A 14,782-nucleotide genomic window follows, 5' to 3' on the forward strand; every position below is an offset into this window, starting at 1 on the left:
TTGCAGTTACTTATGCAGTCTATATAATCATATTATCACTCATCAGACCAGAACACCAAGCAAATGAATATTAATGACATTTTAGCTCTAGGACAAGCTCATATCAGTGAAGGAGCCAAACTTGTTATAGACGATAGTTGGTCACAGGGGCGCACAGTATATGGCGGTCTATCTACTGCATTGTTGTTTCAAGCAATTAAAAATGGCGTTTCAGATGAATATCAGGTTAAAAACATCAATGTAAATTTTGTAGGCCCTCTTTTTACCAAAGAGCCCTGTAAGATCGAAGTGCAAGTCCTGCGCGTGGGCAAAAATGTTGCGCAATACATCGCTTATTTGCTGCAAAACGACAAAATGTGTGTGGTGTGTCAAGCGTGTTTTACCAGAGATAGATCATCAAAAGTCAGTATTGATAAGCGGCCTGAACTAAACTTTGTACGAAAAAAGAAAGCGAACTTTTTCCCACCGATCCCCAAGGTCGTACCCAAGTTTTTGAAGCATTTTGATTTGGCCATTCAAGAAGGTGGCATTCCATTTACTGGACGCAAAACGGATCATTATCTTGGCTGGATGAGATACAAGGATCTGAATACCTATCTTAGTGAAGCCGCATTTATTGGCTTATTAGACAGCTATCCGCCCACCTTAATACAATTATTAAAATGGCCAGCGCCAGCCAGTACGATCAACTGGAATGTGGAGTTTTTCCATCCTTTACCACAAGGGAGCGCAGAGGAATGGTTTGCTTATCACGATAAAACCATACACGCTGAAGCCGGATACGGTGCAACTGAAGCCACTATTTGGGCTGAAGATGGACGCTGTTTGGCTATTTCTAGACAAACCGTAGGTGTGTTCGATTAAACCGTTAGTTAGATGTTAATTTATTCCATAACCATTGGTGGTAAATAAACTCACAACAGTGAGTAAGCAGTGTCGAATATTGTCAACGGATTTGTCTAAACTTGACTGATTCAGCCCTAAACTGATGGCCAAATCATAGATTGCTTTGGTGCCCAATATCTTGACGGCTCGCGTAATTGAGTCCACTGGGTCACGAAAGTTATAAATTGATGATTTCTTGGGCACTTATGCTTCGTCGCGACTGGCCATTAGCCCGTTCAACTTGAAGTTGTTTAATTATACTGATGACCGCAGCATTTGCGGGTGTGGGAACATTAACACGATTGCCAAAGCGCACTGTAGCGCCGTTGATAAAATCGATTTCGGTTTCACGCCCCGCGTCTAAATCCCACCACATCGATAATTTTGCCGCAGGGTCAATGGCCACCATTTGTTTGGCAACGCGAGGAAATAACCAATCAGGGAGTTGCATTATATGGGGAATAAGCCAAGCTGGTGCTTGGGTAATCTTTGGCAATGAGATGTTCATCGCTTTACAGACTTTGAGATGTTCAAGCATCAAGGCCGCAATCAACTTGCGATAGTGTCGATTGAGTAAAGTTTCTTGTAAAGAACAGTTTGCTAACGCATTGACTGAATTCGTCAGATTAATTTGGCATTTAGCCCATAATAATGCGTCCATCTCTAAGGTTGTGGTCAACGGCATAGTTGGACAATTCATGGCTTGAACAAATTCATCAAGCTCGGGTAATTTCTGCGACGCTTCAATCGCTACGGTGCCAGAAGAACTGCGATGCCAATGCGCGGTTTGATGCTGTACAACGTTGAACGGAAACATGACCCTAAGCACGGGATTATCTCGAAAATGTGTTCTTATAATGTCATCTGAACCAATACCGTTTTGACAACACAATATCACAGTATGTTTTGGCAGGATGCCCTGGAGTACATCACATGCTGCCTTTACGGCAGTGCATTTAACGGTGAGCCAAAGATAATCACAATCTGCTTTGACTGCATCGAGCGTCTCAACCCATTGCGGGGGATATGGAGAATCCAGTCGGTGCTCATCCATATCTGTAATGGTCGCTGCTGTGGTAAAGTGAGCTTTTGCAGAATCTCTAGCCACAACCTTAATGCTGGCATTTGGACACTGTGCGACAAGATGTCCAGCTAAGTATCCACCAATTAGCCCTGCTCCAAATACGACATGAGTTGCATTCAACATGATATACTTCTTCACTATTAACAAGATGCGTTATAGATACTATGAACTCAAACTGTATCATCGTAAAGCTTATCAGTATAATGAACATCTTCTTGTTCTAAAAGCTTGAGTTATTTTATCCATGTCTCGTACGATCTTAGCCTTATGTACTGTGTTCCCAGAACCCAATAGTTCTGCCGCGGGACAACATTTCTTGAGTCTGCTACGCGTATTTGCCGAGACCGGAGACAAGATTCATATTGCTAGCGCCGCACAACAAGATGATTCGGCTCCCGATTTGAGTCGCTTGGGCTATGAAGTTCATTCAGTCGCTCTAAACTGTTCGAGTTTTAATGTCTGGGTTCGTGAGTTACAACCTGACATTGTGTTTTATGACCGCTTTATGTTGGAAGAGCAATTTAGTTGGCGCGTACGTGAAAACGTGCCAAAGGCTATGCATGTGTTGGATACAGAGGACTTACACAGCCTTAGGCAATTACGTCAGGACATCATCAAACGCCAAGCATTTTGCGATGTATCCTGGCCTGCGCTAAAACATTTGCATCAACACCACCACGTTATGCATCATCCTTTGGCATTAAGAGAAATTGGCAGTATTTTACGGGCCGATTTAAGTCTCATTATATCGCCTGTGGAAATGCAAATTTTAACCCACTGTTATCCAGTTGCCGCTGCACAACTTCATCATTGTCCTTTTTTACTCCCAGACAGAGACGGTATCCCTACTCCTTTCACTGAACGCAAGGACTTTGTCTTTATTGGTAATTATCGACACGCACCAAATTGGGATGCGGTGAGAGTGCTAGCTCAACATATCTGGCCTGCGATACGTCAGCAGCTACCCAATGCTCAGTGTCATATCTATGGTGCGTATACTCCCCCAAAAGCACAGCAGTTGCATCAACCTCATAAAGGCTTTCACATTCAGGGCTATGCCAAAGATGCGCTTGCTACTATGCGCCAAGCAAAAGTGCAGCTTGCGCCGTTGCGTTTTGGTGCAGGATTAAAAGGAAAAGTCTGCGAAGCCATTCGTTGTCACACGCCAATTGTTACCACCGACATTGGCTGGGAAGGGATTTCTAACGCTGTGCCACACGTGTCATTGCACCGCGAGGAAGATATCCAGAAATTTGCTGCTGTAGCGGTTGAATTATATACCTGTGAAAACACATGGCGCGACTTTAATCGAATTGCGCAACAAGAACTTGATAAACATTTTAATAAAGTACAACATAGCCAAGCGCTTATGCACGTGGTAAATGATTTGTTTAACACCTTACCAGCGCACAGAAGTCAGTTGTTTTTACAACAAATACTGACCCAACAACAACATGCATCGCATAAATATATGTCACAGTGGATAGAAGCTAAGCAGACAATCGCGCAATTATCTGCCCCAGACCAGACACCCGAGATTGACTGAGTACTTGTGTAACACCTAGCCCATCAAGGTATGCGTTGAAATCATAGTCTTGCGTGGTATCCAATAGCTCATTTGCCCGAAGCAAAAGAACGGCTAACAATCCTCGAATGATTTTACTTTGACTGTAACCACGCCATATTTGACCATCGTGTTTGAGATAAACCGAGACTTCACAGCCGGATACCAAATATTGATCGCTATGCTCCGATGCATCGAGCATCGGGCAATGTTTAGACGCTAACATCAAGGCGCGATTTATTGCCGTAAAGCCACGCGCATCGTTAAGCAGTTTTTCTACCGGATTACTCGCGGCATTTTGCTTGACTTTACTTTGTGCTGTACGCGTACCAGTCAGCGCTTGATTGAGCGACCTATCAAGCGGCACAGTGATTTGCTTAGACGCTGTCAGATCGTCCATCAACGCAAAAAATCGCTCTATTTCTGCTATCGTATTGTAACCAGCTAAAGAGACACGAATACTGCTATCAATGCCTAAAGCATGCTGCAATGGCATGGCGCAATGTTGCCCCACCCGCAGCGACACTTGTTCAGGCTGTAATTGTTGCAGTAGATCATATCCATTGATACTCTCGTGATTAAACGAGACCAGAGGGATCGCATGACCAAGCAACATCGCCTGCCTACCGTAAACAGTTAATTCAGGTCTGGCGTCACAAGCGTTCAGAAGTGCTTGTTGAAGCGTTTTTTCGTGCTGGAACCAAGCAAACCTGTGCTGCTGTAGATAATTTACCGCACAGGCCAAGCCCAATACGCCATGAAGTGCCGGTGTGCCAGCTTCAAACTTGAGCGGTGCAGATTGATAAGTGACTTCATCAAGACTGACATGTTGCACCATCTCTCCCCCTAAATGATAGACACCAAGCGCTGTCAATAACGAAGTAGTCCCATACAGCACACCAACGCCTGTTGGGCCAAACATTTTGTGACTGCTAAAGACATAAGCATCACAACCAATCGCTTGCACATCAACGTCTAAATGCGCAACTGCTTGAGTGCCGTCAATAATGCACAAGGCTCCATGAGCTTTAGCCTTTGCCGCAATGGCCGTTACTGGGTGAATGGTACCAAGTACATTAGATACATGCGCACAAGCAATCAATGCCGTGTTATCTGATATCAATCCTAATAAGGCATCGTAATCCACATCACCCTGCTCACTGATGCCATGATAGACAATATTTAGCCCACACTGCTCTGCTAATCGTCGCCACGGAAGCAAATTAGCATGATGCTCACTGACTAATAGAATTACTTCATCTCCATCAAGCAGGTTTGCAGATGCTAGTCCATAGGCCAGTAAATTGACACTTTCTGTGGCGCCTTTTGTCCAAACTATCTGATTCGGATGAGGGGAGTTGATGAAATTGGCTAGCGTATTTCGAGCACCTTCAAAGGCCTCAGTTACTTGCTGAGCCAAACCGTATGATGAGCGATGGACGTTCGCATTAAGATGCACATAGCTGTGTTGCATACTCTCCAAGACACATTGTGGCTTCTGCGTCGTCGCCGCATTATCAAAATACAGCGCGTTGGGGTAATGGGTAAAAAAAGGAAAATCAGATCGAAACACCGACACGTATCAATTCACTCTTCATCGAAATTGCGTTGCAGTGTATCATGTTACAAAACCACATAAAAACACACGCATAACCAGAGTTTAGAACAACAATGAAAATCATCTCATTTAATATCAACGGAGTCCGCGCTCGCCTTGCACAATTACAGTCGGTTATTGATTTGCACCAGCCAGATATCATTGGCCTGCAGGAAATCAAAGTCGATAATGCTCAGTTCCCAGTTGATGATATTAAAGCCATGGGTTACGACGTGGTATATCACGGTCAAAAAGCACACTATGGTGTGGCGACCTTATCCAAACGCAGTATCAAACAAGTCCAGTACGGTTTGCCAACAGATCACGATGACAAACAGAAACGTTTGATTGGCGTAACGATCGAAAATGATCAAGGCGAAGACGTTACGATTTACAACGGGTATTTTCCTCAAGGTGAAAATATCAACCATGCAACCAAATTCCCATATAAAGTTGAGTTTTACAAAGATTTAACGGAGCATCTGTACCAAGCACACACAGCAGATGAACACATCATTGTCATGGGGGATATTAATATTTCGCCCCTTGATTTAGACATCGGCATTGGTGAACCGAATCAAAAACGCTGGCTAAAAACCGGCAAATGCTCTTTCCAACCTGTCGAACGCGAAATGCTCGCAACGCTGCAAGATTTTGGTTTGGTCGATACATTCCGCGCACTATATCCAACTAAGACCGAGCGCTATTCTTGGTTTGATTATCGATCAAAAGGCTTTGACGACAATCGAGGACTGCGTATTGACGTGATATTGGCCACGCCATCTATGGCGCAAAAATGCATCGAATCTGAAATATGTTACGTCTCTAGGGGGTTAGATAAGCCATCTGACCATGCACCTATTTTTGCAGAGTTCAAATAAATCATGACATGGATTGCCTTAGCTGGATTTATTACGCTCTATGTCTGGAATAACCGCCACATTGATTGGCTAGAATTTCGCCAAACGCCTTTTTTACAACATCTGGTATTTGGGGCAGGTGCTTCTATATTTATTTTGTGGCTGTTTCGTGCCGGGATCTATGAAGGCTTAGACGTGCATTTTTTGTGGTTGTCCGCACTGACGTTGACATTGGGCTTTCGCTACGCATTATTCATTGGGGGGATCGCATTGTTTGCGACCACTCTTGTAGGAAAAGAGAGCTGGGAAATGCTTGGTGCAAATGGTTTGCTCGGAGTTGCCCTGCCGATTGCCCTGACCTACGCCATATACTCTTTTAGCTTTCACCGGGTACCACGTCATTTATTTGTGTATGTTTTTATCAATGCGTTTTTCCCCGGTGCACTGATGATTGCTTTAAAGATGTTTTTCTTAGGCGGTTTTTATGTGTTGGATGGCGTGCATACTTGGCAAATCGTCAATGACAACTTCTTGGTATTGATCCCATTATTGCTGTTTCCAGAAGCCATGCTCAATGGTATGACGATGACATTACTCATCATTTACAGGCCTCATTGGGTCAAAACGTTCAAAGACGACCATTATTTTGACCCAGAAAAATAAGCTATTTATGCCTTTAAAGAATATCCTCTAAGCCTGCTAAATCTGATTTACCAGCGAGAAGTTCGGATTTGTCGATGCCAGTTAACTCATGCGGAAATACGACCCAATCCGACGTTTCAGTAATGTAATAATCAGGCAATAGCTGGGTTTTGTTATTTGCAGGTTTGTACCATGGACAGGCAACTTTGATTTGCTCAGGCGTGTTTTTGCGCATCTGCGTTTGAATTTGATTAATGAGCGCCTCGACGCTGCGACCAGAATCAAAGATATCGTCGACAATCAGTAGAGAATGCTCAGCATTTGCGTTTTCGATGAGATAGTGCAGACCGTGTACTTTGATTTCACGCGCCTGTTGCCCAATGCCATAGTAAGATGATGTGCGAACCGCAATGTGATCGGTCATGATATTTTTGTATTCAAAATATTCTTGCACTGCAATGCCAATCGGTGCACCACCACGCCAAATACCCACTATAAAATCAGGTACAAACCCACTTTGATAAACTTGGTGAGCTAAACGAAAAGAATCTTGTAGCAGCGCTTGTGCCGAAATGTACACTTTATCTGTCATGATGGTTTCACGTTATTTTTGAATTACCCAAATTATACTGTGGGTTAATCAAAGGCTCAAATTATTCACTAGCCAAAGCTTCAGAAGGTTGTACTTTAAGGGCGCGAATACTGGGCAAAATGGTTGCAATTAAGCACAGCCCAACCGCGCCAAAAATGACTTTAGCCACATCAGATAAGTGCAAAATATAAGGGACCGGATCGCCATCGACCGCTAAGCTTATTGGTGCATCCATAGCCAGTAATAATGGATTCATGCTGTAAACCACCACGATACCAAGAAAGCAACCTAATAATGTGCCTTTAAGTGCGTTAGTGAGTCCCGTGAATATAAAAATGAGCATAATCGCTCGATTGGGCATGCCTTGGGTACGCAATATGGCGATATCACCGTGTTTTTCATTAACCAGCATAACCAATGCGGCAATGATGTTAAATGCTGCAATGGCAATGATGAGACTTAGCATCATACTCATGAGATTTTTCTCCATCCGCACCGCATCAAAAAACGCCCCTTCTCGTTCGCGCCAAGTGCTGTATTGCATTCCTGCCAAAAAACGATTCACTTCACCCAAAGCAAACGCATCAGTCAAAAACAAACGCTGGGTAGTGGGAGCGTTGCGGGAAAATTTTTGCACACTCGACAATGGCATAAAGACCATATAGTCATCGGCATTAGTGAGCATTTGGTAAACGGCTTGAACCGTGATCAAACGTTGCAATGGGAACCGCCCAAACGGGGTGTAACGGCTTTGACTGGGCACGATGATACGCAGTTGATCGCCCGCGGTCACATTGAGTTGTCTAGCCAATGCCGCCCCCAAGACAATGTGGTAATCACTAGCGAAGTCAGAGAAATCACCAGCAACAATGTATCTATCTAGTTCAATCTCATCTTTTAGCACTTGTGTCGCCATCCCTTGCACCACAATCGGAGCAATATCTTGTTGCGTTTGTACTAAGGCTTGAGCTTCATGGTATAAACTTTGTGAGCGCAGAATCGATGAGGGCAATTGCAGTGGTTCTTCTGATTCAATTAAGATATGAGGAACCAAATTGAGCATACGATCCTTGAGCTGCCCTTCCAGGCCACTCATCACCGCCATGACCACGACCAAAGACATCACACCAAGGGTCAGACCCAATACTGAAAAGAAATTAACAAAAGCCAAAAATTTAGGTGTGGCACGGGCGTGCTTATGCTGACGAGCTACTTTGGCATAGCGCATTCCAATGAAAAAACTCGCGAATAATCCAGCTTGTGACTCATTAAACATAGATGTATAGAATTCTGCGTTGAACGTAGTAGCAATATGTTTTTTCAGGCATAATAAGCCATTATCGGATGTTTAGCGAGAAAACTATGTCTGAGTTATCACAAAAACAAGAAGACGGTACCGCATTCTTATCTACTTTGTATAGTCGGACCCGCTAATATGACCAAGAAGCACTCGTGCGTGCAACCATGCATCAGCAATCTGAACAACTGAGACATTGACAACAAGCAAATTAATCATACATGAGTTCATTTTTATCAATTACCTTACCCGATGAGGTAGGTGTCGGCAAACTTCCCCCTCACTTAGGATGGGGCGAATTACACGGAGCAAGCAAGGCACTTGCCATCGCTCAAGCCCTTGAAGTTGAACAGCGGCCAATCGTTATTTTAACGCCAACGATGAACAGTGCGGTGCGTTTAGCAACTGAGATTCCGATCTTTGCTAAATCAAAAATACACATTCAGATTTTTCCAGACTGGGAAACTTTGCCGTATGACCATTTTTCTCCACATCAAGATATCGTTTCACAACGGCTAGAAACATTATACGAACTGACGCAAAGCAATATTCAATGCATTATTGTGCCAATGAAAACGGCACTGCAACGTCTTGCGCCAACCGACTACCTTGCGCACTATGCGTTATACCTCAAGCGCGGACAAACCTTAGATGTGAACGCATTTCGCCTGCAACTCGAACAAGCCGGTTACTTGCATGTATCACAAGTGATGAGTCACAGTGAATTCAGCGTCCGAGGCTCAATCATTGACTTATTCCCAATGGGCTCAGATAAACCATTTCGGGTGGATTTGTTTGACGATGAAATTGACTCTATTCGCTTTTTTAACACTTCTGACCAGCGTTCTGGCGAAGCAGTTGATGAAATTAAACTCTTACCAGCCAGAGAGTTTCCTACTGATAGCAATGCGTTAACCTTATTTCGTCAACAGTATCTAGAATTATTTCCTGATTACACGAGCAAAGATTCGGCGTTTACGCAAATTACCAAAGGTATGATGCCAGGAGGCGTGGAATACTACTTGCCCCTATTTTTTGGGACAACGTCCACGTTGTTTGACTATCTTCCCAAGCACACTCTGTTGATGTTAGATGAAGATCTAGAAAGTGCGGCACAGCGCTTTTGGCAAGATTTATCTCACCGCTATGAGCAGTATCGCTACAATGTCGAGCGCCCCTTGCTCGCACCAGAGAAACTGTATTTGGATAAAAACACTTGCTTTGGGCTGTTCAAGGCTTTTGCTCGGATCAGCCTCAGTGAGAGCAAAACTGCCAGTAAAGGGAGTCGAGAGAATTTTGGGTGTTTACCTGTGCCTGAAATCGCCGTTGATGGCAGCAAAAAAATCCCGTTTATGGCCTTGGATAACTTCATTAAAAGCTGTCCGGCCAGCACGCGGGTTGTGTTCTGTGCAGAAACCCAAGGCCGTAAAGAAAACCTACTGCAACTGCTCAAAAAAACCTCGTTAAAACCGGTCAGCATAGCGCATTTTAGTGACGCATTTTCATGTTCCAGCCTTGTCAGTATTATGGTGGGCAGAGTTGAGCATTCATTTATCTATAAAGATACGCGCGAAACGTTAGTCTTTATCACCGAAACGCAACTACTCGGCCATCAAATCACTATGAAGCGGCGACGCGACCAGCGTCAAGCGACGGATGAAGGCGCGATCATTCGCAACCTCGCAGAACTCAGTGCGGGGCAACCCATTGTGCATATTGATCACGGAGTGGGACGATTTATCGGACTCGAAATCATTGCTGCAGGTGACGTAGAAACCGAGTTTATGGCCATTGAGTATGCCAAAGGGGCCAAACTCTACGTACCGGTAGCTTCATTGCACGCCATATCACGATACAGCGGTGGTGATCCAGAACATGCTCCATTACATGCTCTTGGCTCAGATGCATGGTCAAAAGCCAAAGAAAAAGCCGCTAAAAAAGTGCGCGATGTCGCCGCAGAATTGCTCAATGTGTATGCGCAGCGCGCCGCCAAACCAGGCTATGCACATGGCATTGATTGGGATGCTTATCAGCAATTTGCCAATAGCTTTCCATATGATGAAACCCCAGATCAAGCGCAAGCCATTGCAGCGGTATTAAATGATATGGGAAGTGCTTCAACCATGGATCGCTTAGTCTGTGGGGATGTGGGCTTTGGCAAAACCGAAGTGGCTATGCGTGCAGCGTTTATCGCCGCGCATCAAGGCAAGCAAGTCGCAATACTCGTACCGACTACCCTACTTGCCCAACAGCACTTTGAGAATTTTGTAAATCGCTTTAATGATTGGCCATTTAATATCCAAGTGTTATCACGATTTAGCTCAGCCAAAGAACAAAAAGCCACTCTCGCACAAATTACCAGTGGTCAAGCGGATATCGTAGTCGGAACTCACAAGTTACTCTCTGCGGATGTCAAATTTGCGGATCTAGGTCTGGTCATCATTGATGAAGAACATCGCTTTGGGGTCAGACAAAAAGACAAATTTAAGGCGCTGCGCGCGGATGTAGATATTCTCACGCTGACAGCTACGCCGATACCTCGTACCTTGAACATGGCCATGAGTGGGATGAGAGACTTATCTATCATCGCAACCCCACCAGCAAAACGTTTGCCAATCAAAACCTTTGTGATGCAGCGACGAGAAGACATCATTCGCGAAGCCATTATGCGCGAATTATTGCGTGGTGGACAAGTGTATTTTTTGCACAACGATATCGCCACTATCGAAAAAACCCGTCAAGAGTTACTCGAAATCACACCCGAAGCTAGAATTGCGGTTGGTCATGGGCAAATGAAAGAGCGCGAACTCGAGACCGTTATGGATGATTTCTATCATCAGCGCTATAACGTATTACTATGTACTACGATCATAGAAACCGGTATCGACGTCCCCACTGCCAATACCATTATTATGGATAGAGCCGACCATCTAGGTCTAGCACAATTACACCAACTCAGAGGCCGTGTTGGACGCTCACACCATCAAGCTTATGCATATTTGCTAACTCCTCACCCGCGGCGCATGACCAAAGATGCGGCGAAGCGTCTCGAAGCCATTAGCTCACTAGAAGATCTCGGTGCAGGTTTTGCGTTGGCTACACACGACTTAGAAATCCGCGGTGCAGGAGAACTATTAGGTGATGGGCAGTCTGGACAAATCGCGTCAATTGGTTTCAGCCTTTATATGGATATGTTAGATAAAGCGGTAAAAGCGATTCAAGAAGGAAAAGAACCAGTTCTGACCGAAAGTATTAGCGATGATAGTGAAATTGAACTGCGCATCCCTGCTTTGATACCCCAAGATTATATGGGCGATGTCAACATGCGTTTATCCATCTATAAGCGACTTGCTTCATGCCAAGACCAAGCAAGCATTGATGAGCTACAAGTAGAGCTGATTGACCGCTTTGGTTTATTGCCCGAGGCGGCAAAACACTTATTTATGTTAGCCAGCTTTAAACTTATCGCCAAGCACATTGGCATTAAAAAGATTGAAGCGAACGCCAAAGGTGGTATGGTGGAATTTGCGCAAGATGCCAAAATTAACCCTGGCTGGTTGATCAAGCTGGTGCAATCGCAACCGAATATTTATCAATTTGCTGGCCCAACCAAGTTAATTGTAAATCAATCTGCCCCCTTTGCAGCGGCTCGAATTGAATGGGTGGAACAATTATTATTAGGATTCTATGAAGAAGGATTGGCGGCTTAAATGAGCTTTGATACGCACCAAAAAAAGTTACACATAACCATAAAAGCATTGCTCGTAGCCCTTGTTTTTATTGGTCTAAACTTCAATTTTGCGAATGCACAACAAAACGACACTATAGACTGGTGGTTTGACGTTGAAGTATTGATATTCAAGTACAATTCCGCTCCTGAAGAAGTGCAAGAACAGTTTGCTTCCAATCTCAAAATAGATGTGGCTCAATCCAATTCCAGCTTATTTTTCGACCAACTCTTGCCGAATTTACGTTGGTTATATCTGGCGCTGCCAGTGTGTGATACCGAAACAATTCAGGCTTTGATTCATTGCCGACCTGAGGCGCTACCCTTTAAGCCAATTTCCATTCCAGCTATATCATTAGAAGACATTAATCGCGTTCCGGTCATCATAGATGGAGTCATCATTCCTTATCCTGACACCATACATTTTTTGCCCGCAGCAGAAAGGGAGCTAATCGAGCTGTATAAAAATATACGCTGGGACAAAACCACAACCCCTCTGCTCCATTCTGTGTGGCGACAACCGGTAATGGTCGGTGAAGAAAACGCGACTCCAATCAGGATAGTTGCTGGAACAAACTTAACCTACGTAACACCCGAGATCATACCCATCAGTGAGGATAATACCGAGATCGAGGAAACGGCAATTAACACTGTGCAAAATATTGAGTATGACTTACCTGCTCAAATCCGCGCGAATCTCACCGCACCAGATACCGTCATCTATTCCGATCAAATCGACCCCATCACCGAAGTAGAATATACCCAAGCTCAATTTGAACTAGACGGAATATTTAACGTATTTATTCGGTATGTGAATGGTGTTCCATACCTGCACATTGATGCGCATTTGGGATTTTATACCCTAGAAAATGGGCTACTGCTCCCACATGAATTTAAACAACGACGTCGAATCATTTCACAGCAGGTGCATTATTTTGACCATCCTTATTTTGGCATGATTGTTAAGTTACGTCGCTATAAACGCCCGGTAAAAGAGGTTTCCATAGAGCATGAAGATCTATACTAAAACAGGGGATCAAGGACAAACCCAAGTGTATTTACAAGATATGGAGCGTCGCAACAAAGACGATGTGCTGTTGGACGTGTATGGTACGCTTGATGAGCTTAATGCACATATTGGTCTGGCACACAGTCTCTATCGTGATGTTGCGTTGGACTTGCCCAGTATTCAACAGGCGCTCTTCACCTTGGGATTTGTATTATCTGCCGATGCAGAACTCACCGAGCAACAAGTTAGCACGCTTGAATCGCAAATAGACGAAATGACCGCACAATTGCCCGTACAAACTACGTTTATTTTACCCGGGGGGCATACTGCAGCCGCGCAACTGCATGTTGCAAGAACCGTGGCTCGACGGGCAGAACGACATTTGGTGCATCTAGCACATGATAACGACGTGCCTCCTGCTGTGTTACAATACATCAATCGCTTGTCCGATTACTTGTTTGTGGCGGCGCGCTGGGTTAACTTTCAGACTCAGACAAAGGAAGTAACAGTTTAGTTAAGTTGTGCTTAGCGTTCTCATATTGATATTGATGACGTTCAAGTTGTGTGTGTACACTGTGGATCAAATCCTGAGGCTGGCTCGAATACTGTTGGAGACTATCTGTATCATAAGGCACATTGTCGAGCGCTTGAATGACGCCTTGTCGGTCATTGCATACCAGCGCCATATCGCAACCTGCATGCAGTGCTGTCATTACTCTTTGCGCCATGTCGCCCGCCACCTGCGCGGCATGCATGCCCAAGTCATCGGAAAAAATCACCCCATTAAAGCCTAATTTGTTGCGCAAGATATCTTGTAACCATATGCGAGAAAAGCCAGCAGGTTGCTCATCTACTGCAGGATAAATCACATGTGCGGGCATCACTGAATCGAGCCCTATACTGTTGATGATGTTGGCAAATATCTGCATATCCTGCTGTTCAATCAGTGCATAAGCACGACTGTCAATGGCCTGATCAATATGTGAATCTGCCACAACACTGCCATGACCGGGAAAATGTTTCCCCGTTGCAGCCATGCCGATGTCTTTCAACCCTGCAATAAAAGCTTTGGCTTGCTCGATAATGTCGTCAACCGACGATCCAAACGCCCTATCGCCAATGACTTGGCTGATACCATTAATATCTAATACCGGCGCAAGTGCCAAATCAACACCGTGAGCAAAACATTCATAGGCAATAATCTGACCCGCGCAGCGAGCAGCCTCTTGTGGTTGTGCGGTAAAGGCGAGCTTGTTCATCGCAGGTAATCCAAAAAATCCCTCACGAAAGCGTTGCACACGGCCCCCTTCATGATCAGTCGCAATCAGCAATGGCTTACCTGCAGCCTTACGCATTGCCTGTGTTAATGCACTCAATTGCTTGGGTTCATGATAATTCCGTGCAAATAGAATTACCCCACCCGTTAATGGATGAGCAAGAATTTCTTTATCTTCAGCGGACAGCTCATAGCCCGCCACATCAAGCATAATTGGGTGCATATCGTTGCAAAAAAAGATGTGTTAAT

General features: G+C 44.5%; 13 protein-coding genes. 7 read left to right on the forward strand and 6 right to left on the reverse strand.

Annotation, left to right across the window (positions count from 1 at the left end; all coding sequences use genetic code 11):
* Window positions 1-63 precede the first annotated feature (63 nt).
* Entirely contained in the window at window positions 64-864 is an 801-nt protein-coding gene (locus tag NLG07_RS09260; RefSeq protein ID WP_254855179.1) for an acyl-CoA thioesterase II, read from the forward strand.
* Between the two features lie 15 nt (window positions 865-879).
* Here the strand turns inward: NLG07_RS09260 and NLG07_RS09265 are convergent, their stop codons facing one another.
* Complete coding sequence (locus NLG07_RS09265) at window positions 880-1,089, reverse strand: HDOD domain-containing protein (protein WP_254855180.1); 210 nt, start codon at window positions 1,087-1,089, stop codon at window positions 880-882.
* Window positions 1,064-2,092 carry a 2-dehydropantoate 2-reductase gene (locus NLG07_RS09270; protein WP_254855181.1) on the reverse strand — a complete coding sequence of 343 codons (1,029 nt, stop codon included), beginning with the start codon at window positions 2,090-2,092 and terminating at the stop codon, window positions 1,064-1,066. Before NLG07_RS09270 ends, NLG07_RS09265 begins: the two co-directional genes overlap by 26 nt.
* A gap of 121 nt (window positions 2,093-2,213) precedes the next feature.
* Here NLG07_RS09270 and NLG07_RS09275 point away from each other — a divergent pair, with 121 nt between their 5' ends.
* The gene (locus NLG07_RS09275) at window positions 2,214-3,515 is read left to right on the forward strand and encodes a glycosyltransferase (RefSeq protein WP_254855182.1); all 1,302 of its coding nucleotides are present in this window, start codon (window positions 2,214-2,216) and stop codon (window positions 3,513-3,515) included.
* On the opposite strand, the gene NLG07_RS09280 is transcribed toward NLG07_RS09275, so the two are convergent.
* Window positions 3,460-5,112 carry an aminotransferase class V-fold PLP-dependent enzyme gene (locus NLG07_RS09280; protein WP_254855183.1) on the reverse strand — a complete coding sequence of 551 codons (1,653 nt, stop codon included), beginning with the start codon at window positions 5,110-5,112 and terminating at the stop codon, window positions 3,460-3,462. The genes NLG07_RS09275 and NLG07_RS09280 overlap by 56 nt on opposite strands.
* Before the next feature lie 92 nt (window positions 5,113-5,204).
* Here NLG07_RS09280 and xthA point away from each other — a divergent pair, with 92 nt between their 5' ends.
* Window positions 5,205-6,011 (forward strand): exodeoxyribonuclease III, encoded by an 807-nt coding sequence (gene xthA / locus NLG07_RS09285; RefSeq protein ID WP_254855184.1) that lies wholly within the window; start codon window positions 5,205-5,207, stop codon window positions 6,009-6,011.
* A gap of 3 nt (window positions 6,012-6,014) precedes the next feature.
* On the forward strand, window positions 6,015-6,653 hold the full coding sequence (locus NLG07_RS09290; protein ID WP_254855185.1) for an energy-coupling factor ABC transporter permease: 639 nt from the start codon (window positions 6,015-6,017) through the stop codon (window positions 6,651-6,653).
* Window positions 6,654-6,666: 13 nt separating this feature from the next.
* Here NLG07_RS09290 and NLG07_RS09295 read toward each other — a convergent pair whose 3' ends face one another.
* Window positions 6,667-7,224, reverse strand: a complete 558-nt coding sequence (locus NLG07_RS09295) for a phosphoribosyltransferase (RefSeq protein WP_254855186.1) — start codon at window positions 7,222-7,224, stop codon at window positions 6,667-6,669.
* A 61-nt stretch (window positions 7,225-7,285) separates the two neighbouring features.
* A complete protein-coding gene (locus NLG07_RS09300; protein ID WP_254855187.1) occupies window positions 7,286-8,500 on the reverse strand; it encodes an FtsX-like permease family protein in 1,215 nt (404 codons plus the stop codon).
* A 242-nt stretch (window positions 8,501-8,742) separates the two neighbouring features.
* On the opposite strand from NLG07_RS09300, the gene mfd reads away from it, so the two are divergent.
* Genes mfd through NLG07_RS09315 form a run of 3 tightly spaced genes read left to right on the forward strand, consistent with a single transcriptional unit; the run spans window position 8,743 to window position 13,771 of the window.
* Window positions 8,743-12,231, forward strand: coding sequence for a transcription-repair coupling factor (gene mfd / locus NLG07_RS09305; RefSeq protein WP_254855188.1), 3,489 nt, complete (start codon window positions 8,743-8,745; stop codon window positions 12,229-12,231).
* A complete protein-coding gene (locus NLG07_RS09310; RefSeq protein WP_254855189.1) occupies window positions 12,232-13,275 on the forward strand; it encodes a CsiV family protein in 1,044 nt (347 codons plus the stop codon). It begins immediately after the preceding gene.
* Window positions 13,259-13,771, forward strand: coding sequence for a cob(I)yrinic acid a,c-diamide adenosyltransferase (locus tag NLG07_RS09315; RefSeq protein ID WP_254855190.1), 513 nt, complete (start codon window positions 13,259-13,261; stop codon window positions 13,769-13,771). The genes NLG07_RS09310 and NLG07_RS09315 overlap by 17 nt, the downstream gene beginning before the upstream one ends.
* Here NLG07_RS09315 and nagZ read toward each other — a convergent pair.
* On the reverse strand, window positions 13,734-14,744 hold the full coding sequence (gene nagZ / locus NLG07_RS09320) for a beta-N-acetylhexosaminidase (protein WP_254855191.1): 1,011 nt from the start codon (window positions 14,742-14,744) through the stop codon (window positions 13,734-13,736). The two genes, NLG07_RS09315 and nagZ, sit on opposite strands and share 38 nt — an antisense overlap.
* Between the last annotated feature and the right edge of the window lie 38 nt (window positions 14,745-14,782).

The organism is Alteromonas sp. LMIT006 (assembly GCF_024300645.1).
Taxonomy (GTDB): Bacteria; Pseudomonadota; Gammaproteobacteria; order Enterobacterales; family Alteromonadaceae; genus Opacimonas; species Opacimonas immobilis.

Excerpts from the sequence above, each read along its gene's own strand:
- NLG07_RS09260 (WP_254855179.1), top strand. The coding sequence starts at position 64 with ATGAATATTAATGACATTTTAGCTCTAGGACAAGCTCATATCAGTGAA.
- NLG07_RS09270 (WP_254855181.1), bottom strand. The coding sequence starts at position 2,092 with ATGTTGAATGCAACTCATGTCGTATTTGGAGCAGGGCTAATTGGTGGA.
- NLG07_RS09275 (WP_254855182.1), top strand. The coding sequence starts at position 2,214 with ATGTCTCGTACGATCTTAGCCTTATGTACTGTGTTCCCAGAACCCAAT.
- xthA (WP_254855184.1), top strand. The coding sequence starts at position 5,205 with ATGAAAATCATCTCATTTAATATCAACGGAGTCCGCGCTCGCCTTGCA.
- NLG07_RS09290 (WP_254855185.1), top strand. The coding sequence starts at position 6,015 with ATGACATGGATTGCCTTAGCTGGATTTATTACGCTCTATGTCTGGAAT.
- NLG07_RS09295 (WP_254855186.1), bottom strand. The coding sequence starts at position 7,224 with ATGACAGATAAAGTGTACATTTCGGCACAAGCGCTGCTACAAGATTCT.
- NLG07_RS09300 (WP_254855187.1), bottom strand. The coding sequence starts at position 8,500 with ATGTTTAATGAGTCACAAGCTGGATTATTCGCGAGTTTTTTCATTGGA.
- mfd (WP_254855188.1), top strand. The coding sequence starts at position 8,743 with ATGAGTTCATTTTTATCAATTACCTTACCCGATGAGGTAGGTGTCGGC.
- NLG07_RS09310 (WP_254855189.1), top strand. The coding sequence starts at position 12,232 with ATGAGCTTTGATACGCACCAAAAAAAGTTACACATAACCATAAAAGCA.
- NLG07_RS09315 (WP_254855190.1), top strand. The coding sequence starts at position 13,259 with ATGAAGATCTATACTAAAACAGGGGATCAAGGACAAACCCAAGTGTAT.
- nagZ (WP_254855191.1), bottom strand. The coding sequence starts at position 14,744 with ATGCTTGATGTGGCGGGCTATGAGCTGTCCGCTGAAGATAAAGAAATT.